General features: G+C 35.6%; 14 protein-coding genes. 9 read left to right on the forward strand and 5 right to left on the reverse strand.

Annotation, left to right across the window (positions count from 1 at the left end; translation table 11 throughout):
- Positions 1-100 precede the first annotated feature (100 nt).
- The 5 genes from LY01_RS02825 (at position 101) to LY01_RS02845 (ending at position 9,171) form a co-directional block, all read left to right on the forward strand.
- The gene (locus LY01_RS02825) at positions 101-949 is read left to right on the forward strand and encodes a GLPGLI family protein (RefSeq protein WP_104514287.1); all 849 of its coding nucleotides are present in this window, start codon (positions 101-103) and stop codon (positions 947-949) included.
- Between the two features lie 98 nt (positions 950-1,047).
- On the forward strand, positions 1,048-1,902 hold the full coding sequence (locus LY01_RS02830) for a GLPGLI family protein (protein ID WP_104514288.1): 855 nt from the start codon (positions 1,048-1,050) through the stop codon (positions 1,900-1,902).
- A gap of 75 nt (positions 1,903-1,977) precedes the next feature.
- Positions 1,978-4,692 carry a carboxypeptidase regulatory-like domain-containing protein gene (locus LY01_RS02835; protein ID WP_104514289.1) on the forward strand — a complete coding sequence of 905 codons (2,715 nt, stop codon included), beginning with the start codon at positions 1,978-1,980 and terminating at the stop codon, positions 4,690-4,692.
- Positions 4,693-4,996: 304 nt separating this feature from the next.
- Positions 4,997-7,909 (forward strand): PEP/pyruvate-binding domain-containing protein, encoded by a 2,913-nt coding sequence (locus LY01_RS02840; protein ID WP_104514721.1) that lies wholly within the window; start codon positions 4,997-4,999, stop codon positions 7,907-7,909.
- Positions 7,906-9,171, forward strand: coding sequence for a serine hydrolase (locus LY01_RS02845; RefSeq protein WP_211289257.1), 1,266 nt, complete (start codon positions 7,906-7,908; stop codon positions 9,169-9,171). The genes LY01_RS02840 and LY01_RS02845 overlap by 4 nt, the downstream gene beginning before the upstream one ends.
- Positions 9,172-9,238: 67 nt before the next feature.
- Here LY01_RS02845 and LY01_RS02850 read toward each other — a convergent pair whose 3' ends face one another.
- Both LY01_RS02850 and LY01_RS02855 read right to left on the reverse strand, forming a co-directional pair.
- A complete protein-coding gene (locus LY01_RS02850) occupies positions 9,239-12,058 on the reverse strand; it encodes an Npt1/Npt2 family nucleotide transporter (RefSeq protein ID WP_104514290.1) in 2,820 nt (939 codons plus the stop codon).
- Positions 12,030-12,980: a serine hydrolase gene (locus LY01_RS02855; RefSeq protein WP_104514291.1), complete on the reverse strand. Its 951-nt coding sequence runs from the start codon at positions 12,978-12,980 to the stop codon at positions 12,030-12,032. The genes LY01_RS02850 and LY01_RS02855 overlap by 29 nt, the downstream gene beginning before the upstream one ends.
- Positions 12,981-13,152: 172 nt before the next feature.
- Between LY01_RS02855 and hemW the strand changes: the two genes are divergently transcribed.
- Together hemW and LY01_RS02865 are read left to right on the forward strand one after the other, a co-directional pair.
- On the forward strand, positions 13,153-14,286 hold the full coding sequence (gene hemW, locus LY01_RS02860) for a radical SAM family heme chaperone HemW (protein ID WP_104514292.1): 1,134 nt from the start codon (positions 13,153-13,155) through the stop codon (positions 14,284-14,286).
- A gap of 257 nt (positions 14,287-14,543) precedes the next feature.
- Positions 14,544-15,362, forward strand: coding sequence for a DUF6624 domain-containing protein (locus LY01_RS02865; RefSeq protein ID WP_245890613.1), 819 nt, complete (start codon positions 14,544-14,546; stop codon positions 15,360-15,362).
- Positions 15,363-15,369: 7 nt separating this feature from the next.
- Here LY01_RS02865 and LY01_RS02870 read toward each other — a convergent pair whose 3' ends face one another.
- The 3 genes from LY01_RS02870 to LY01_RS02880 are packed head-to-tail and all read right to left on the reverse strand — an operon-like array spanning position 15,370 to position 19,803.
- Entirely contained in the window at positions 15,370-16,836 is a 1,467-nt protein-coding gene (locus tag LY01_RS02870) for an MBOAT family O-acyltransferase (protein ID WP_104514293.1), read from the reverse strand.
- Entirely contained in the window at positions 16,833-18,209 is a 1,377-nt protein-coding gene (locus LY01_RS02875; protein WP_170034494.1) for a LysM peptidoglycan-binding domain-containing protein, read from the reverse strand. Before LY01_RS02875 ends, LY01_RS02870 begins: the two co-directional genes overlap by 4 nt.
- Positions 18,202-19,803 carry an SGNH/GDSL hydrolase family protein gene (locus LY01_RS02880; protein ID WP_104514295.1) on the reverse strand — a complete coding sequence of 534 codons (1,602 nt, stop codon included), beginning with the start codon at positions 19,801-19,803 and terminating at the stop codon, positions 18,202-18,204. The genes LY01_RS02875 and LY01_RS02880 overlap by 8 nt, the downstream gene beginning before the upstream one ends.
- Positions 19,804-20,201: 398 nt before the next feature.
- Here LY01_RS02880 and LY01_RS02885 point away from each other — a divergent pair, with 398 nt between their 5' ends.
- Both LY01_RS02885 and LY01_RS02890 read left to right on the forward strand, forming a co-directional pair.
- The gene (locus LY01_RS02885; protein ID WP_104514296.1) at positions 20,202-20,867 is read left to right on the forward strand and encodes a succinate dehydrogenase cytochrome b subunit; all 666 of its coding nucleotides are present in this window, start codon (positions 20,202-20,204) and stop codon (positions 20,865-20,867) included.
- A gap of 9 nt (positions 20,868-20,876) precedes the next feature.
- Positions 20,877-22,880, forward strand: coding sequence for a fumarate reductase/succinate dehydrogenase flavoprotein subunit (locus tag LY01_RS02890; RefSeq protein ID WP_104514297.1), 2,004 nt, complete (start codon positions 20,877-20,879; stop codon positions 22,878-22,880).
- Positions 22,881-22,914 lie beyond the last annotated feature (34 nt).

Here is a 22,914-nt window from a genome sequence, read left to right on the forward strand (position 1 = left end):
CCTACTATACATAGAAGTCGATTAACATATATTAACGCAACTTAACCCTGACAACTATAAAAATAGTTGATATTTGAATAACTAATTAAAAACCAACTACATGAAATCATTTAATCTAAGTATGTTATTCTTTGTCGTTCTCGCTTTCGCGAAAGCGTACACAGTACAAGCACAGCAAGACTTTACTGGTATCGCCCATTACCAAAGTAAAATGACTATGAAACAATCTGAAGATAGCACTCAAATGGCAAAACTAGAGCCTGCTATGCGAGAGATGATAGAAGAGGCTATGAAAAAAGCTGGTGAGGCAGAATTTACTCTCAAGTTTAACCGTACAGAGTCGCTTTATGAAAAAGTAAAGAAACTTGCTGCACCTAAGAAACCAGTAAATGGTATGAGTATGACCATTGAAATGAGTGGTAATGGAGATACTTATGGTACTACTTACAAGGATCTTACTGCGCAAACCTTTCTAAGAGAAGATAACATTCAAGGAAAGGAATTTCTCGTAACTGATAAAATTGAAAAGCTAGATTGGAAAGTGACTGGAGAGACTAAAATGATAGGTAAATATACTGCGATGAAAGCAACCTATACTTTTCCTAAAGAAGAGAAGGAAGAAAGTGAAGAAGAATCTACAAGTTTATTAAACATGGTAGATGACAAAGAACACGTAGTAACCGCATGGTTTACTATGGATATTCCTATAAGTAATGGTCCTGGAATTTATCAAGGATTACCTGGTTTAATACTAGAACTCAATGAAGGAGAGATAACTATTTTATGTAATAAAATAGAAATGAATCCAGAAGATTTTGAAATTAAAAAGCCTAGAAAAGGAAAAGAGATATCTACTGAAAAATTCAACAAACTAAGAGATAAAAAGGCAAAAGAAATGAGAGAACGTTTTAAAAGCGGCAGTGGTGGTGTTTTTATCGAGACGCACTAGGCACTGTGTTAAACTTATCTTAACATGAAACTATTGTTTTTTTTGGACGTCTAAGATTTGGCTAACTGTTTAAAAGCTGATAATCAAATTACACGATCATGAAAAAAAAGGTATTATTAATCATTGCTATAATCTTCACTGGTGTGCTGAGCGCACAAGATTTTTATGGTGAGGCAACTTATATGTCTAAGACTAAAACCGACACTAGTTTCTTACCAGAAGATGCATCTCCACAACAAAAAAAGCGTTTTGAGGAAAGAATGAAGGCTTTTAATGAAAAGACTTTTGTACTTAAATTTAATCGTAATGAATCTACTTATAAAGAAGAGAAAGAACTTTCTGCACCTGGACAAGGTGGCGGTCGTGGCCCTGGAAACTTTTTAGGGACAGCTATGGCTGGTGAAAAGTACAAGAATCTTAAAGATGGTGAGTGGATAGAGCAACGCGATATGATGGGTAAAACTTTCTTGATAAAAGATAGTATCCCTAATCTAGAGTGGAAAATTACTGGAGAGACTAGAATGATAGGTCAGTATCAGGCCATTAAAGCAACTGCTGTTAAAAACAACAATGAATTAGATTTTTCTGCTTTTAGAAGACGTGGACGCAACAATTCTAGTGACGATAAAAAAGAGGAAAAAGTAGCTGAGAAAGTTGACCAAATAGAAATTACAGCATGGTTTACACCTCAAATTCCTGTACAACATGGTCCTGCAGAGTATGCTGGCTTACCTGGTTTAATATTAGAAGTTAACTCAGGTAAAACTACCTTACTATGTAGTAAAATAGTAGTGAACCCAGAAGATAAGGAAGAGATTAAACCTGCTACAAAAGGTAAGGAAACTAATGAAGAAGAGTACAACGTCCTTTTCAATGAAAAGATGAAAGAAATGTCAGAACGTTTCGGTCGTGGTGGTCGTGGAGGCGGCGGCGGCGGTCGTGGCAGAGGATAAATAACACTTAAATCAAAACTTTTTGCGAGAGTAACCTAACCATTATTCTCGCTTTTTTTAATCAAAAAACTTAACATGAAAAAGACATTACTCTTAACTCTTATGGCTTGCTTCCTGCTTTCTCTAGCAGGCGCACAATCCATTAAAATATCAGGTGTAGTTGTGGATAGTACAGGTACGCCATTACAAATGGCAAATGTGATTGCCTATCAGAAAGACAAAAACCTAGGTGGTTTCGGTATTACAAATGACGCTGGTAGATACCAGTTGCAAGGTCTTAAAAAAGATAGTACATATGTACTTAAAGTATCTTTCTTAGGATTAAAAACGATTGAAGACACTGTGAGAAATGTTCAAGGTGATCTAGTAAGAAATTATGTCATGTATGAAGATGAAAATACATTAGACGCTGTAAACATAGTTTATGATATGCCGGTTTCTATAAAAGGTGATACCATAGTTTATAACAGCGATAGTTTTACAAATGGTACAGAACGTAAACTAGGTGACGTACTTGAAAAATTACCTGGTGTAGAGGTTAATGAAGATGGTGATATACAAGTAGAAGGTAAGACAGTAGAAAAAGTAATGGTAGATGGTAAAGAGTTCTTTGCAGGAGATTCTAGACTGGCTACAAAAAACATTCCTGCAGACGCAGTAGGTAAAGTAGAGGTTCTTAAAAATTACAATAACGTAAGTCAATTAAAAGGACTAGGTAATGATGAAGACCGTATTGCTATCAATATTAGATTAAAAGAAGGAAAGAAGAATTTCTGGTTTGGAGAGATTACTGGCGCTTTAGGTGAAGGTGGTGATGAGTTAAGATATCAGGCAAAGCCCAAAGCTTTTTATTACAGTGAAGATGTATCACTTAACATACTTACAGATTTTAATAATTTAGGATTACAATCATTCACCTTTCAAGAGTATAGACGTTTTGTAGGTTTTAATAGAGGTAATACTCGTAGTACAGGTTCTTCTATCGATATAGGTGCTGGAGCAGGTGGCTTACTAAATTTACAAGCTAATAGAGCCAAAGAGATAGAAAGTAAATTTGGTGCCTTTAATGGATCATGGGCGGTAAATAAAAAACTGAATATAGAAGCATTTGCTATCTTATCTAGTGTAGATACAGAGCAAGAAACTATCGCTAGTAGAACTTTTACAGAAAGTGGTGTTCAAGAAAATACAGAAGACCGTTCTTTCCAGCGCAATCAAATAGGTCTTTTTAAATTAGGGGCAGACTATAAACCTAATGCAGATTTCTCTCTGGAATATGATGGACAAATTAATTTAAGTGATGTGAGTCAGTTCAATGACTTCACATCTGCACAAGAAGGTGTAGTTAGAGATATAGATCAAAATGAATCTCAAAAGCCGATTACTATAGATCAATCTGTTAACTTATATTACACTCAAAGTGAGAAAAACATTTTTGCATTTGAAGGTAGGTATGTTGATGCAGAAGAAGATCCTTTTTATAATGCAATATTAGATCCTGAGGTAGATAATGCTGGTAACGATATCGAGCCATTTACAGGAACATTAGGTCTGGATGCAGCAAATCCTTATGACATTAACCAGGAGAAACTAGTAGAAAGCACTAAGCTAGATGCTAAGGCAGATTTCTGGAGAGTATTAAATAAGAAGAGTAATGTTAACTTTACAGTAGGTACCTCGATAGTAAATCAAGACTATAATACTAGCATCTTTCAGATACTAGATGACGGTAGTCGCAATGATCTTACTGATGCACAATTTGGTAACGACGTGAACTATAAGTTCAGAGATTTATACGGTGCCATTCATTATAAATTTATCACTGGTAAATTTACCATCACACCAGGTGTTACAGCACATTCTTATAAAATAGAAGATACACAGTTAGGTAATACTAACGAGCTTGATTTTGAAGAAATCCTTCCAGATTTTAATGTGCGTTTTGCATTAAGATCTAGTGAGAACATCAATTTTGATTACCGCAGGACGGTAAGTTTTACAGACGTAGAAAACTACGCTTTAGGAACTATTTTTAATAATTATAACGCATTATTTAGCGGTAATAATCAATTGACAGGAGCGACTAATGACCGTTTTAGTTTAAACTATTTTAACTTCAACATGTTTAATTACACTAACATTAATGCAGGAGTAACATATTCACGTCAGACAGACGCTATTCAAAACAGTATTGTTATCGATGGAATTAATCAAGAAAGTGCATTAATTAATTCACCTTTTGCAAATGAAAGTGCAACTGGTTTTGGACGTTTTTCTAGAGAATTTGGTAAGATAAGAGCTAGCGTAAATGCAAATTTAAGTTGGAGTACCTTTAACAACATCTTTAACGGTAACGCTACAGAGTCAGAAAACATAACACATAGTTATGGTGCAAGTTTTAGAAGTAATTATAAAGATGGAGTAAACTTTGATGTAAGGTATAACATCGCTTTCAATAACTCTGATAACGGTGGGCAGGTAAATGATGCAACGACACAAACGATAACTTTAAATGCAGACTGGCAAATCAATAAAGCGTGGTTCTTTGATGTAGATTATGACTTGAATCTTTTTGATACATCTGCAAACGTAGATAACAACTATGATTTTCTAGAAGCAGCTTTATATTACAATAAGCCAGATTCTAAATGGGAATATAAACTAGCGGCAAGTAACTTGTTAAACACAGAGGCCTTGAACAGAAACACTTTTGGACAGATAGCTACTAGTACTAGTTTCTATACTGTGCAACCTAGATATGTATATCTACAGTTAAAGTACGATTTATAGATCACGATTTATTTAAATTTAAAAAGCAGCTCTTTGTTATATAAGAGCTGCTTTTTTGTGTTATAGATGTTTTGTGGTCTCGCTTTCGCGAAAGCGAAATTATTGCATCCCCAAACTTAATTATATAGTGTGATGTATGTGATCTAATACAGTTGCTGTTGTTTTCTAAACTTTTATTGAAATCACTTAATTTAAAGGCTACTTTAACTAAAGAGTAATCGCAAGATTAAGTTATTGCGTGTATGTCAGTTAAACTGCTCTTAAGTAGTAGTTAATTATGTTAATTCCTTATACTTTTGGTACTATGAAAAGAATTTTATTGCTATTAGTGATTATTGCGAGTAGTGTTGCCACTGCACAAGAATTTACAGATACTCGTATCAAAGAAATGATCAATGAGTACCGACAGCTCGATCGTGGACCGTACAAGAGTATCAACTGGTTTTGCCCAGACGGTACCATTAGAGACGCAAAAGATCCTTGTCCAGATGCTATAGGTGAAGGAATACAACATGCTAGTTATAAGAAAGATGTTGAAGAACTGGCTAGAAAACGCAATATCTATTTTGCCGAAATTCTTGCCTCTAATAAAGTATGGAGTTTCTGGGATGGTAATAATAATCACAGCCGTGTAAAACAATATCAATTAGGTAAATACCTAGAGTCTGTTGATAATGGCTGGATACAAGAACGTTCTAAATTTTATCGCGGTGCAAAACAAATTGAGGACGAAGAAGAATGGGGACGTAAATTCTATTATACCATACTATCAGATAACGATCTGGTAGAGCGCGATTTCTTTTTAATAAGAGAGAGTTTGCGAGATATACCCCATGACGGTGATACTAACCTGGCTCAAGATATTAGAAGTCTAAGTAAGGTACTTGCAGAGCGTCACTCAAAGTTTATGGACATCAGGATTAAAATTCACGGTAATCCACAAGCTGCGGATATTGAGTCTGTAAAAAAATGGTTAGATAAAAATGAAGGCGATATAAGCGAGCAGTCTAAAAAAGACTTCAATAAGCTTATGGTTGACATGCAAGAGTTTTTTGAACCAGTATCTGTAAAAGACTTAAGTAAAATGGTGGCAGACTGGAATGAAGACGCCTACATAAGAACACAAACAGAATGGTTCTCAAAATTTTATGCTACTGAAACAGATCCTGCCATATTAGTACCTGCAGCTGCAAATTTAATGTGCGATATTAAAACCAATATTAAGGATGATAAAAGAGGTACACGACGTACTAATGCACTAGAATTAAGTATAAGATTAGAAGAATTAATCTTTCAGCAGGCAGGTAGCTGGGAGCCGGTAGATCTTCAAGAACATTTGGATAAAATATATTCCCTTAGTGAGGCGCTGGCAAGTGCTGGTTATGTAGAAATGTGGGAATGGGACGCTATAGAGAGCGAATTATTTCTAGCCAATGGTGAGACTATAAAAGCACATGAATTACTCGATTTTATCAATACTGGTCGCAGCCAGGTAGAATGGGGAACAGGTATGGTAAACGCTATTTATGGAGACGTGGTAGAACAATATTCTCAGTTTGAACCTAAGGCATATGGTTTCTATGACGACCGTATAAGAAGTTCTTTGCTTTTACCTCTAGGTGATGCGATAGGTAATTTAGGCGGTTTAGTCTCTAGACAGATAGGTCTTACTAGTCAGATAGCAAGTGTAAATAATGTGAGTACCATAAGAGGTCTTAATCCTGGATATACAAAAGGAGAACTGGTAGTAGTAAGCGGTAATGCCGAAGGTATGCAGGTAGACCCTAATAAAATCTACATTTTTGATCATCCACCTAGTGATTTAAAACCTGTCGCTGGTATAGCAACAGTGTCAGAAGGTAATCTAGTTTCTCACGTGCAATTATTGGCGCGTAATTTAGGTATTCCTAACGCTGCTATTTCTATAGATAACTTAAATGATTTAAAAGAACTTGATGGAGAAGAGATTTTCTATGCTGTGAGTAATCGTGGTACGGTGGTTATTAAATCGGCTAGGGAGATGAATGATAAAGAAAATGCTCTTTTCAATACCGCTAGCAAGAAAGAAAAGAAAACCATCAGAATTCCAGAAGGTAAACTTAAACTAGATGGCGTCTTACCTTTAGACATGGCTGCTGTAGGCAGTTCGGACAGTGGTATTCTTTGTGGTCCTAAGGCGGCAAATTTGGGTCAATTAAAACAGCTTTTCCCTGATAAAGTAGTGAATGGGATTGTGATTCCGTTTGGGGTTTTTAAAGATCATATGAATCAAAGTATGCCAGAAACTAATGGTAGTTACTGGGATTTTTTGATGTCCGCTTTCGCGAAAGCGAAACAGTTAAAAGCAGATGGAAAATCAGAACAAGAAATTATAGATTACCAACTAGGTGAACTAGCTATTCTTAGAGATGCTATTTCTAAAATGGAATTTAAACCAAGTTTTATAAATGCTCTAGAGGCTGATTTTAAATCTATTCTAGGAGATAAACTAGGTAATGTGCCTGTATTTTTGCGTAGTGATACCAATATGGAAGACCTTGAAGAGTTTACTGGAGCCGGTTTAAATCTTACTGTTTTTAATGCTGTGGCAAGAGAAAAAGTAATCAATGGAATACGTGAGGTATGGGCCAGTCCTTATACAGAGCGTAGTTTTAAATGGAGACAAGTATATCTAGAAAATCCAGAGAACGTATATCCATCGATATTAATTATTCCCACGGTAGATGTAGATTATAGTGGTGTATTAATAACCAAAGATTTTATTAATGATAATGAGAATTCTATTACGGTTGCTATGAGTCGTGGTGCTGGTGGTGCCGTAGATGGACAGAATGCCGAAACGTATTTAATAGATCAAGAAGGAAAAGGCTTATTGATCTCTCCGGCTAGAGAAAACAAGCAACGCAAATTACCTGTAACTGGTGGGTCTGTGATGGAGCATGTAGATTTTGACACAAGTATATTAACGTCGCAAAATTTAAAAACCATTAGAGAGTTTGCTAAAACGGTGCACGAGATCATGCCAGGTTCTAAAGACGGTAGTTATACTGGCGCATGGGATATTGAGTTAGGTTTTAAGGATGGTAAAATGTACTTATTCCAGATAAGGCCATTTGTAGAAAATACACAAGCTGTAAATTCTGAATACCTAAATTCTATCGATGCAGATGTTGATGTAAACACTGCTTTATTATTACATAAACCTATTGCAATTTGAAAAATACAACTAAAATAATAGCGGTCTTATTTACAGCGGTTTTCTTGCTAGCTTTCTATCCTATTGATGGATTTAATAAAACAGGGATAAAGCGACTTAAAAGACTTGAAAAGACTCTAGATAGTACTCTTAATGAATACTATCTTAGAAAAGGATCTTTTAAAAAGTATGACGAGATCAATCTATGGATGTGTGAAAAAACAGATTCCATAGATAAGATTATGTCTGTAGATACCCAATTCCAGAAAGAGATGTTGCGACTTTTCCCTAGTCGTTCTGGGTACGGTATAACAGTGTTGGATATTACAGATGTCAACAACACGCGCTATGCAGAGATGAATGAGAATACTGGTTTCCAGCCAGGTAGTGTGGGTAAAATAGCGGTAGCAACTGCATTTTTTACAGAGTTAAAAAACCTGTGCCCAGAAGATTTTAATGTGCGTACTAATTTAATGCGTAATAAGGTGGTAAAATCTGGTAATTGGGGTCTTTATGACCATCATACGATTCCTATTTATAATATAGAAAAGGACAGTTATGTAAAACGTACTGTTATCGCTAGTGACGAGTTTACCCTTTATGAATGGGTTGATCACATGCTAAGCGTTAGTAATAACGGCGCAGCGAGTATCGTGTGGAGAGAAGCGATGTTAATGCGTGTTTTTGGCGATGAGTACTTTAATTTAACTCAAGAACAAGCAGACGCTTATTTTGATCAGGTTGATAAGAGTGAAATTACTGACATAGCAATAAGTGTGGTAAATGATCCTTTAAGAAATCTAGGTATTACCAATGATGAGTGGAGATTAGGTAGTTTGTTTACAAATGGTCCAGATCGCTATGTAGGTAGTAAAGGCGGTTCTATAGGAACACCCAAAGGTTTAATGAAGTACTTTATTAAACTAGAACAAGGTCTTGTAGTAGATGAGGAGTCTAGTCTTGAGATCAAACGTTTACTCTACATGACTGATCGCAGAATACGCTATGGAGCAAGCCCACAATTAAATGATGCTGCAGTGTATTTTAAATCTGGTAGTTTTTATAGTAATAATAAATCCTTAGGGACTCCATATGGAGAGTATAAAGGAAATGTGTACAATTATATGAACAGTGTTTGTATAGTAGAGCACCCTAGTGGTGTCAATTATATAGTATGTCTAGAAAGTAACGTGTTGAGTAAAAATAGTGCCGGTGCACATCTTTATCTAGCAAGTGCTATTGACAAAGCTATTAGAAAAAAATATGAGATAGAGGAGAAGTAATATTTCTATGGTTTCTAAAAAAAAAAGCTGACTTCTTAATGAAGTCAGCTTTTTTTATTTGAATTATCTAGGCACTGCGTTGTTTGCCATTCTTAAATTTTAATGCTTCTAAGACAGCGTCTGTTACTTTATTAGATGCTAAATCTGAGGCATCTATTAGTAATTTATAAGAATAGTCATCTTCTAAAATCTTTAATAGAGCGATGGCTTTGATTTGTAAGGACTCATCTTCTAGATACATAATCGTTTTAAGGCAATCTTCTTGATTAAATAAAGAGACATGTTTATGGTAGTCACTCATTTCTTGATTAGGAGAAGACATGCCGCTTTCTAGTATCGGTAATAGAAGCGTTTTAAGGTTTCTACTTAGTAAGCCGTCTAAGTATTCCATAGCGTGTAGTTGAGACTCTTTAGTGTCACTTTTTAAGCCTCTGTATGCTACAAATACATCTTCTGGATTGTAGTATAAGGCGAGTAAGTTGAAAACTCTTTTTAGGTTAAGTTCTAGAGATGTTTTTAATTGTTGAATTAAATGAGACCTTTCTGTTTTTTCAGGTAAGGAGATTACTTTGAGCGGTTGCAATTTTGATCGTTCTATAATACGTATGGAAAAATAACAACCTAATAATTGTCTATACAATTTAGACTCATTTGCTATCATTAATCTTAAAGTACGCTGATTTATAGAATAATCAATTCCCTCTTTGCGCCATGTATAAAGTAAGTCGGCTACTTTAGTTCTCAATTTAAAATCACCACGTTGACTCATTTTAAACAGAGCACGATAAGCCTTCTCAGTATGGATGTTACTGATAATAGTCGGTATCTGTGATTTTTGTTGGTTGTTAAGGTTTGCATTTAGATACTTTTTATACAGAGTGGGTATAATAGCGTTACCAAAACTAGAGATGGCTTTAATGCTACTCTCACGATAAGCGATATTCTCCAATTCGCTATAAAGTACAGGCAAGAATTTTTCTCTTGCTGTTTCTCCAGCTGCTAATATTGCAGCATTTTTTAGAATAGGATTAGGGTGTTTTAAATACGTTTGAATAATGTCATGATACTTCGTTCTTTTTACATAACCTAGAGTTTCTATTAGTCTAGCTATTTCAGATATTTTCAGGTCGCTATCTTCACTTTCTAGCTCGTCGATAAACATTTTTATCCTCAGGTGGAGATTGTATTTTGCAGCTAGAGTAGGGTTGTCTTCAGACTCTCTTGCTAGCGCTAGTAAAGCGGCAGTTGCTATAAATTCATTTTCATAATCTAAGTACTGTTCAAAGAACTGATAAGAGATTTTGTCTTGTGACATTAGATAACGCATAGTAGCCATGATAAGAGTGTCATCTTCTATATAAATAAAATCTTGAACCTTAGTTTGAGGTTCTTTTGTAATATATCTAAGACTATCAACAACAGCAGCTTTTACTTTATGACTTTCATGGTTTAGTAATTTGAGAACATCGTTTTTAAGAGATGGATGCGTTATTTCTGGTAAACGCTTAATAATTTCTAGAATATCTTTTTCTGATCCTGATTCAAAAATCACACGCATATTCTGACGTATGCGACCTATTGATTTTTTAGTGCTGCCCATGTTTTCTCGCATCATGATGCTTTCTTTAAAAGTACCTAGATAGGCATCTCTTACTTTAAAGACTACTATTATCCATACAAGAACTATAAGGATAGTAATTAAAGTGATGTATGTGGCAGATAACTCTAAACCTTTGATTACAAATATCAATAAAAATCCAGCTATACCTGTGGCCAGGCTATCCACAACTACATCTATAAAAGTTTTAGTTTTATTCTTAATGCTAGACGGTATAGGTAACGCTAGTAATTCTACAGCACTCTTATGTAATGATTGTTTTAAACTACCATCGAGACCTTTAATGATAATAACTATCCATAGCTCTGGAAAAACGAGTAGAGCAAGACAAAGCAAAACTATACCTATAGGTAAGGCGATAAGACTTACACTGATGTCTGTATTTTCTAAAATTTTATTAGTTACAAAAAGCTGAATTAATAAAGAAACAATATTAAATGTACTGAACCAGAAGCCGAAGAAAGAAGCTAGTTCCTGTGGGTCAGGAATTTTTGCAGCCGCTATGTAACTGAATTGATAATCGACTAGCTTTGCAACCAGAACGCCTAGTCCTATAACAGCAGCAAGGTAAGTGAGGTGTTTTGATTTGTAAATAAGCTTTATAGAAGATTCTGTAGATACGGTAGCGCGTTCTTTCCTTTTAAATTTACTCAAGCTTTGTACACGTGTTTTCCAGATACGTTTAAAAACGACCGTACAGGCCGCTATTAATAGTCCTGCTAGTATCATTAATATACCATTACCTACATATTCTGCAAGGATAGAAGTAAGATAACCACCTATAATACCACCAGCAATACCACCGGCACCTATAAATCCAAAAAGTCTTTTTGCTTCTCTAACATTAAATACCACATTTGCCAATACCCAAAATTGAGATGTCGCTAAAAGAGCAAACATACCTACCATGGTATAAAAAAGGTAAGAGAAAAACGGTGTTACCCATCCTAATGCAACTATGCAACCCATAGCAATAAATCCTACAGAAAATAAGATAAGTGTTGTTCTTATGATGTAGCGCAGGGCAAATTTTTCTAAGGACTTGTTGTAAATAAAAGATACCACTACCGCTGTTACAGCGATTATGATAAAGGCAACTGATAAGTTCTCTGCACCTAACTGAGATAAAAAAAGCGCACTCACTGTAGGTTTAACTATCAGTAGTGCGCATATAATTAGGAATATATACAGCTGCATCATTAAGGAAATGGATTCTTCTCCATCCCTAATGTCAAAAAATTTATGAATCTGCTGTAATAATGACTTCATTCTTTTGTAAATCTGGGGCTAAGGTACCGCTTTGATCTAGTGCAATCTCTGCAGGTTTTACTAAACTTCTTATAATTTGCTCTCCATCTGTATCCTGTACCATCGCTACTAGAATGTACTTTTTACCTCTAGCTTCGTCTATAACCATTATAGAATCGCAATGCCAGTTTTTCCAAGAACCACTTTTTCTATAAAGAGTAGCATCTGGAGCAATAACATCTAGTGTATTAACAAACTTGTGATGCAATCCTGGGTTTTTAAGATACTTAAGCATTTGCGCGCTACGGCTTTCATTAATTAATTGTCCTGTAGCAAGTTGGTAATAAAATTTTGCAACAGCATCAGTAGTAGCAGCATGACTTAGACCTCTTATAGGTTCTGGATTACGTTTTCCTTGTGCAGCATATCTTTTACCTACCCATAAACCACCGTTTCCTTCTTTATCATAAAAAGGATTTTCAGGATTACACATAAGATCTTCTATTCTTTGAAAACCTACACGATCTATCATTCTCGTAGATGCAGCATTATTAGATTTACTAATCATTAACCACATATCGTTTTGAACTTTCTTAGTAAGTCTAAGGTCACCTTCTTCTATAGCATCCATTGCAGCATATAAAACAGCGATTTTAGGCATACTAGCAGCATACATCATGTTATCACCATTAATATTTGCATACTTGATATTATCTTGGTCAGACATATCAACTAGACTTATAGACATCATTTTTTGCTGGATAAGATTTCTCCAGTGAGCGTTTGCGTTAATTTGATCTTGTAGAGCTAACTGTAAACCAGCATCTTGATAATTGACGACCTCAAATTGAGGATTTTGAGAAGTTATTAAAGGAGATTTATCATCTGCCAGGGCTAAGTTAATCACCAGTAAACTGAAGAAAAACATCAATTTATGTAACATAAATAATTTAGGGATTTGAGTTAATGTAATGTACACAGAAACGAGGCCGAATATAAATTTATTGTACGATTTAACACCTTAAAAACCAACATTTAACACTTTTAAGTGAAAATAAAGATTTTTTGTCTGATGCCTTGATTTTACTAGTGTTTTAACTAGTACTTTTGCCACCATGAGCGGCATTTACATACATATTCCATTTTGTAAGCAGGCTTGTCACTATTGCGATTTCCATTTTAGCACTAATTTAAAGTATAAAAAGGATATTATAGATGCTATTTGTGATGAGTTACGCTTTCGCGAAAGCGAATTTAAAAACACCACTGTGCAAACTATTTACTTAGGTGGTGGGACGCCTAGTGTGCTAGAAGTTGCTGAGGTAGAAAAAATTATACAAACCGTTTTTGATGTTTATACGGTAAGCTCAAATCCAGAGATTACTCTAGAAGCAAATCCAGATGACTTAACTAAAGAAAAGATAGTCGCTTTTTCAAACACACGTATCAATAGACTTTCTATAGGAGTTCAAAGTTTTTTTGAAGAAGATCTCAAACTCATGAATAGAGCGCATAATGCTGTGGAAGCGCATGAGTGTATAGAATTTGCCGTGCCTTATTTCCCTAACATATCCATAGATCTCATTTATGGAATTCCAGGCATGAGCGAGGCTCGGTGGAGAGAAAATCTACATAAAGCTATAGATTTAAAAGTGCCACATATTTCTAGTTATGCATTAACGGTAGAGGATAATACAGCGCTTAAATCATTTATTGAAAAAGGAATGATTGAAAACGTAGATGATGAGGTGGCACAAGAGCATTTTCAAATCTTGCTAGATGTTATGCAACTGCATGGCTTTGAAAACTATGAGTTTTCTAATTTCAGTAAACCAGGTTTCTTCTCGCAAAATAATACCGCTTACTGGACAGGTAAAAGCTATATAGGTATAGGTCCTAGTGCACATAGTTTTGATGGTAAAAAACGCGGCTGGAATATCAATAATAACGTCAAATATCTAAAAGCTATTCAGGCTGGAGAGTTACCTATGGAAATAGAAGAACTCACCGTAGTTGATAGGTATAATGAGTACATAATGACTGGTTTACGGACTATTTATGGAGTCTCACTACATAAGATAGAAACTGATTTCGGTCCTAATTTTAAAGAATATCTTTTAAAACAAGCTGCCGAATATCTTAAAGATCACTTGTTATATATAGATGGTGATACACTATTAGTGACTAGAAAGGGTAAGTTTTTAAGTGACGGTATTGCTAGCGCCCTATTCATGGTTAATCTGTCCTAGTTTTGGGTATGTTAGGTTCGCAGGTTAATGACGAAAGATGGAGTTAAAACTCTAATTGTCTTCCAGCAAAATTTGGTACGACAATACTGAAGAAATCGAGAAAGTTTATTCCAAATTTGTGCGGGATCTGCTAGAATATTTTTCATTAGTAGAATTATCACTAGTTGGGTCTAGATTTATGAGTTATTTCTTCCTTATAACTCGCAATGTTTGTAGATTCCATTATATTAGTTATAAAGATTACAAAGCACGACGTCATGCATAAACGCTTCCTCTTATTATTTTCTTTCTTGTTACTTATTTCTTGTAAAGAGAAAGAAGAAGAAAAACTCACGCGTATTAATTATGAAGAGATGACAGACCTGATATTAGTAAATGACTTTACTATGTCCGACGATGTTGCTTATTATAATAAAGAGGGGAAACTGCTAACTACCACAGAGAAAGATGCTCTGTCTGAAGATTTACCTTATGCAAACTGGTTTGTAAATGATCAAAATGTACTTAGAAAAGTCGAGTTTCAAGATCCTGAATTGGCACGTATAGCGCTTAAAAAAGAACCTGTCTTTAAAGATATAAATAAGGTAGACTGTAGTAATTTAAATAGAATTCTAGAACGCATTTACGATAGGGATCAGGAAAATAGAACTGATAACTTAATGGATGAAGAGTTGGATTTAAACAACTTAAAATCGGTAGAGCAAATTCTTGCAAAATGCGGTATGCCTAATGTAGATACCGCTGGAGATAAAGGGATGAGTGCTATCTGGTTAGTGATACAACATGCTAGTGCAGATAAAAGGACTAAATATTTTCCGCAACTGCTAGAAGCTGCAAAAAAAGGAGATTTAGAACGTCAGGATATTGCTTTAATGCAAGATAGAATGCTCATGGATGCTGGTAAGCAGCAATTATACGGCTCTCAAATTACTATGAATGAAGACGGTAATTATGAACTTTATGATTTAAAGGAGCCTAGCAAAGTAGATTCTAGAAGAGCGATTATGGGCTTGGGACCACTTTCTGAATATGTTGTTTTTTGGGACTTAGAGTTTAACGTCGCTCAAGAACAATAGTACTGTCCTAAAATTGAAAATAAATAAAAGGTTGTACTTCACTGCTAGCAGTAGCGCTTATCACCCAAATTACCGCTGCAAATAAAATCATTTTACCTACAACCGGTATTCTATGAAAAATGGCTAGTTGTTTATCTTGCCATTGTTGAGGTACAAAGTGCCATAAGAAACCTATAAGTAGAACAATAGCCACGTTTTGATAGCCTGTTAAAACAGTCCACCAGATTTGTGGGTTCCATTCCATCATTCCTATATTACTAACTACGTTTAAAGCATTATCAAAATCTGACGCCCTGAAAAATATCCAGCAAAATGCCACAAAATGAAATGTAACTATTCCTGCTATAAATTTTAAAGTAAAGTGTTTGCTAGTAATCTTAGTAATGTTAAACGCCTTTTCTACCGCAAGTACAGTTCCATGCATGGCACCCCATAAAACAAATTTCCAGGATGCTCCGTGCCATAATCCGCCTAGTAGCATGGTCATGAAAAGATTAAAATAGGTTCGTAGTTTTCCTTTGCGATTACCTCCCATAGATATGTATAGATAGTCACGCAGCCAGCCAGAAAGTGATATGTGCCACCTGCGCCAGAATTCGGTCACACTGGTACTTTGATACGGTGTTCTAAAGTTTGCTGGTAATTCAAATCCCATTAATAGAGCTAGTCCTATAGCAATGTCAGAATAACCTGAGAAATCGCAATAAATTTGTAGCGTATAACCATAGACAGCTAGCAGATTTTCAAACGCGCTATAATTATCTGGAAAATTAAAAACACGATCTACAAAATTCACACTTATATAGTCAGAAATCACTGCTTTTTTAAGCAATCCGCCTATGATTAGAAACAGGGCATAGCTCAGTTCTTTTTTAGAAAGGGCTAGTTTTTCATATATCTGCGGTATAAAATCTTTGGCTCTTACTATAGGTCCAGCTACTAATTGTGGAAAGAAGGAAACAAAAAACATAAAATCCCATACATTTCTCGCTGGTTCTAATTCTCTTCTATAAATATCTATCGTATAAGACATGGTTTGGAACGTATAGAATGATATTCCTATAGGCAGAAAAATATTGCCAAAACTCAAGTCGCCAGAAAACAATGCATTAAAATTATCGGCAAGAAAACCGGTGTATTTGAAGTAAGCTAATAATCCTAGGTTGATAATACAAGAGGTGATAAGTAACCACTTCCGTTTACTTGCATCATTGCTCTTGTAGATAAGATCAGATATATAATAATCTACAAAAGAAGAAAAGATGAGTAGTAAGAAGTAAATCCCACTACATTTATAATAAAAGAAAAGCGAGAAAGCGATAACGTATAATATACGCATCCTGCGCACATTAGTCATTAAGATATAAAGCAAGTAGAATCCTAGAAATAAATACAAAAATGCCTCACTGTTAAATAGTAAAGGTTTTTGTGAGTCATAACTGAGCCAGTTCCATATGCTATCTAATCTACTCATTTTTTATAATTATCATAAGAGTTGAAAATAGACTCTACTAGCAATTGTGCTTGTAGTTGATAACCTGGTTTTATAAAATGAATTCTATCGCTAGACGTTAATTTTGCAGCATGCCAGTCAGGCATTGCTGCACTCGTTCTAGAAACAGAATGCAAATCATAAAACGCCCAAGAGTTTAAACTTGCAAAAACTCCCATTTCATAAGCATACACCGTTGCGGTAGAATTGATGTGCTTGCGTTTCTTCATGGACGGTGGTGGGCTAGTTAATAACACACTACCAGTCATACCTCTTTTAATCATCTCACGATTAAAAATATCCATATCAGATTTGAGTTTTTCTTCTGTATAAGTGTCATAAAAACTCTCATTAGTCCCTAGAGAGATAATTATAAGATCTGGATCTATGGCTGCTAGTTGATCAAAAAACCTCGGGAACTTGTTGTAATCACTAAATTTTGTGCCGTTAACGCCTATTCCGTGAAAATTAACACCGCTCTTTCCTGTACTCAGTAAAAGTCCGTCTAGGACGTATTTAGATTCTTTTCTTGCAGCTCGCAAATAAAGTTGTTGTGTTCCTGCAGGTATTTGATAAGTAATACCATCTATAGATGTTAGGTCCTTGAAATTTGCGTTTGCACTTACTTTGTTTGTAGACGTAGCACCAGGTATTTTAAGTGATTGCCCAGCACGCAAATTCACATTTTTCATCCCATTTGCTCGCTGTATTTTTTTTACTGATGTATGAAATTTTGCAGCTATTTTACCCAAGTAATCGCCAGATTTTACCTTGTACGTTTTTGTGTTACTTACTCGTTTAACAAGATTGCTTTGATCACTTGTGCTTAGTTTAAATCGCTCAGAATGTGGTGATGCTATGGTTACCTCTGTAACCGTTTCTAGAGATTTATCTAGATCTACTTCCATGATAAAATTGCTGTCTGTAGTTTCTAGATTTATACCACTTAGACCTACATTATCATTTCCTTTACTTTTTACATTGCGTACGGCAGTCCAGTCACCATTTGCTTTAAATTTAACGTCTATGGCACCATTAGTTCCTGCTACGCGATATGGGAAAACAAAACCACGACCAGCATTACCTAGTTTATTTTGTAACCCTTGTCTTATAAACTGTGGGAAATAAGGTCCTTGGACATGAGAGTCTCCTATTTGCATAACGGTTACTTGACTACGTGTGCCGTTTTCTAATTCTACTACCTTTTTAAAGAAATCATTCAACACCAGCGGATTCTTGATTTCTTGAAAACTGCGGTCTATTAATAATGGATTGATTTGTAAATCTTCCACATCTTGGGCAATTACTGGCAGGGCTAGAATTCCTAACCATAAGAAAAGTAACTGTTTAATCATGTAAAGGTGTGTTTTGTAGACTGTCATTTAACGTACTTGTTGCCAGACTATCTGCTTTATGTTGTTCTATTTGTAACTGTAATTGTTTTGATCTCGCTTTCGCGAAAGCGGAATAATCTTCCATCAATGTTCCATAAATCATGCGACCTATTTTACGAGAGCCCTTAGGGCTGAAATGTGTAAAGTCATTATTAGCTAATTTCTGATCGGTCCATATAGGCATAGTATTCACGCCGCCCATCAGGTGAAAAAGACTCATAAAACCAGACTCGGTTTTTGCTGCATAATGTTGCTGTGCACGCAATAATTTTACCACGCTAGTATCTGTTTTCACAAGGTTTTCAAACTTAGTGCCCTTATCTGCAGTACCTAAAATAAGAATGTCTGTATTAGGAAAAGCCTGTTTTAGATGGTTTATAACCTTTGTCATTCTGCTAGAATACCAGTTGTAACTTTTAGACTCGCGAGTTAAAACATTTGCGCCAAATTGTAGGATGATGAGGTCGTAACCTAATTCTTGATCAAATTTTTTCATTTGACCTATGTTCAAAATACTTAAAGGCAATCCAGAATTACCACGATTAGAAAACCCATCAACAGCAACACCTGTCGCGTCAGAAAAGTCTATTCCATAAATAGGTGTGTTTTGTGCACCAGAAAAGTCCAATTCTATTTTTTTGAGATTTTTACTTGATAGGTTTACGGTATTTAATCCGTTCTTACCTTTTAATGCGATTGAGTTAAAGGTGGTATCTTTTTCTTCTGTTACTTTTAAAAGAGCATTATCTGTTGCTGGACCGTAGAAAAGACGTGGAGAATTGAGTCTGTACGAGTTCTTTATACCACTAGCTAGATATTTTACACTCGCAGTAGAGTCTGCTGGAAAAAAAATAGCGCCATTTACACCATAAGGCAGGCTGTCTGCTCTTCCTTTCATATAATTGCGCTGCGTCCAGTTACCGCTAGCATAATGTTTAACAGAATATCGAGATCGAGCACTTTCTGATTTTATCGAGACAAAACCTACACCACGACCGCCAAAACGAGTCTGCAATGCGCTTCTAAAATCTTGAACGATTAAATCACCATCTATCATGGAATCTCCATAATATGCAATGCGTACTTTTCCTTTTTTAGATTGTTCTAGCTGGTATAATTTTTCAAAAAACCTCGCTAGATTTTCACTGCCCTTATAGCTAGTGTATGAAATCGAGCCAGGAATAAGTGCAATACCGGCAGAGTCTACAGGGTGTTCTAGGTTGTAATTAAAATCTGTAGTTCTAATAAGGCTGGCATACGAGATCTTTTTTTTAGGTGTTATGATAGAGTCTTTTACTATTACCGGTATGGAAACAGTATCAGTTGCAATCTTAGGACTAGTTAAGTTAATGGAGTCTTGGTCAAGTGTCAGAGGTTCTTGTTCTACGTCTTCCATTGCTTTTAACATTAAACTATCCACGACTATGTTAGTAGAGTTGGAGTTTTCTGTAAAAATCTTGCTAGGTAAGAAAGGTTTTGTAAAATAAAATAAGAGCGCGCCTATAGCTATAATAAAGAAAGCGTAGAAAAATTGTTTTTGATCCTTAAAAAGCATGTGAAAATGGAACGCTTTTTACTCGCGTTATATTGGACGCAATTTAAGAGAATACTCAGGATTATTATAGTAATCGATATATTGTTTATTAGATAATTACTGACCGTAATTTATAAAATTACCTTTTAATGTAATTTACTTTTTTATTTTGATCTTGATTCGGTTTTTGATTTAGTATTAGTTTTAATTCCGCTTTCGCGAAAGCGAAACAAAACAACAACATTTAATTAACCATTTTTATGAAAGGAAAATAAGAAACATCCTACTAATTGTGTGCATTGAGGCTAGAGAGCTATTAAGATTCAATCCAAATAAGACAAAGTTAAACGGCTTTTGGCTATTACGATTGAAATTGATGGATCGGAAAGTTATCTTTGCGTCAAACTAAAAAATTACACATGAGCGCATTAGTAAAATCATCGCTTGCCAGAAAGTGGGTAATGGCACTTTCAGGATTATTCCTTGTTGTCTTCCTTACACAACACTTTGTCATCAACATCACATCTGTCTTTGCACCAGATACCTTTAATGAGATTTCTCATTTTATGGGGTACAATCCTATGGTACAGTTTATTGCACAGCCTATCTTGATAATTGGACTTATAGTTCACTTTATAATGGGTATCGTGTTAGAACTTAAGAACAGAAGTGCTCGTCCTATTAAGTATGCAAAGTTTTCAGGTAACGCAAACTCTCAATGGGTATCTCGTAACATGATCATTACTGGACTAGTTGTACTTGCATTTTTAGGATTGCACATGTACGATTTCTGGGCAGAAGAGATAGGTTACAAGTATATCAGTGCAAATCCAGAAGATCCTACTAGATATTATGAAGAGTTGGTTCATAAATTTGCGCCATTCTGGAGAACAATCATCTACGTGATTGCAAACGTTCTTCTTGCAATGCACTTATGGCACGGATTTAATAGTTCGTTCCAGTCTATGGGAGCAAAGGCTATTAATAAAGGTGATGGATTAAGAAAGTTCACTTATGCATGGTCTGTGATAATTCCTGCTGGATTTATCTTTATCGCATTGTTTCACCATTTTTCTCACTCCTAATAAGAAGTTATGTCAGTATTAGATTCTAAAGTACCTAAAGGACCACTTGCTGAAAAGTGGGTAAATCATAAAAATCATATTAACCTAGTTAACCCTGCAAATAAACGTAACATAGATGTTATCGTTGTAGGAACTGGACTAGCAGGTGGAGCTGCGGCTGCAACTCTAGCAGAGCTAGGATATAATGTAAAGACATTTTGTTATAACGATTCACCACGTCGTGCGCACTCTATTGCTGCACAAGGTGGTATTAACGCTGCAAAGAATTATCAAGGTGATGGAGATTCAAATTTCCGTTTATTCTATGATACTATTAAAGGTGGTGATTATAGATCTCGTGAAGCAAACGTACACAGACTAGCAGAGGTTTCTGGAAATATTATCGACCAGTGTGTGGCGCAAGGAGTTCCTTTTGCACGTGAATATGGTGGACTATTAGATAACCGTTCTTTCGGTGGTGTATTAGTTTCCAGAACATTTTATGCAGCTGGACAAACGGGACAACAGTTATTGTTAGGAGCATATTCTGCTTTAAACAGACAGATTAACCGTGGTAAAGTAACTCCATTTAACCGTCATGAGATGTTAGATCTTGTAAAGGTAGATGGTAAAGCTCGTGGAATTATTGCTCGTAACTTAGTTACTGGTGAGATAGAAAGACATGGAGCGCATGCGGTAGTAATTGCTTCTGGTGGTTATGGAAATGTATTTTTCCTTTCTACAAATGCAATGGGTAGTAATGTAATGGCAGCGTGGAGAACACACCGTCGTGGTGCACACTTTGCAAACCCTTGTTATACTCAGATTCACCCTACTTGTATTCCTGTAAGTGGTGAACACCAGTCTAAACTGACATTAATGTCAGAGTCTTTACGTAACGATGGTCGTATCTGGGTTCCTAAAAACATAGAAGATGCTAAGGCTATACAAGAAGGAAGACTTAAAGGTGTAGATCTTAAAGAAGAAGATAGAGATTATTATCTAGAAAGAAGATATCCTGCATTTGGTAACCTTGTACCTCGTGATGTTGCATCTCGTGCGGCAAAAGAGCGTTGTGACGCAGGTTATGGTGTGAATAAAACAGGTCAGGCAGTTTATCTTGATTTTGCTGCATCTTTCTTAAGATATGGTAAAATAGAAGCATTAACTAGTGGTCATAAAGATGCTAGTGAGGCAGAAATTATTGCATTAGGTAAAAAGGTAATTGAGAATAAGTATGGTAACCTATTTGATATGTACCGCAACATTACAGATGAGAATCCGTATGAGATGCCTATGAAAATATATCCGGCAGTACACTACACGATGGGTGGACTTTGGGTAGATTATAACTTACAGACTACAGTGCCAGGTTGTTTTGCAGCTGGTGAGGCTAACTTCTCTGATCACGGTGCAAACCGTTTAGGAGCAAGTGCATTGATGCAAGGTCTAGCAGATGGTTACTTCGTATTACCATATACTATAGGTGATTATCTTGCAAACGAGATTAGAACTGGAGCTATTTCTACTGAAACAGCAGAGTTTGATCAAGCAGAAAAGGATACCCGTGCACGCATCGAGAAATTGATGAATGGTGCTGGTGTACATTCTGTAGACTATTATCACAAAAAGTTAGGTTTAATCATGTGGAACAAGTGTGGTATGTCTCGTAATGAGGCTGACCTTAAGTCTGCAATGAATGAAATAGCTGAACTTAGAGCAGATTTCTGGAAAAACGTAAAAGTTCCTGGAAGCGCAGATACTAAGAATCAAGAACTAGAAAAAGCAGGCCGCGTAGCAGATTTCCTTGAATTAGGTGAGCTGTTTGCAAAGGATGCTCTTGATAGAAACGAGAGTTGTGGTGGTCACTTTAGAGAAGAGTACCAGACTGAAGAAGGTGAAGCATTACGTGATGATGTAAACTTTGCTTATGTAAGCGCATGGGAATATAACGAGAATCCTCGCGATGCTAAATTACACAAAGAAGGCCTAGTCTTTGAAAATGTGGAATTGAAAACTCGTAGTTATAAATAATAGAATTTTAATTGTCTCGCTTTCGCGAAAGCGG

It is taken from the genome of Nonlabens xylanidelens (genome assembly GCF_002934445.1).
In the GTDB taxonomy this organism is placed as follows: Bacteria; Bacteroidota; Bacteroidia; order Flavobacteriales; family Flavobacteriaceae; genus Nonlabens; species Nonlabens xylanidelens.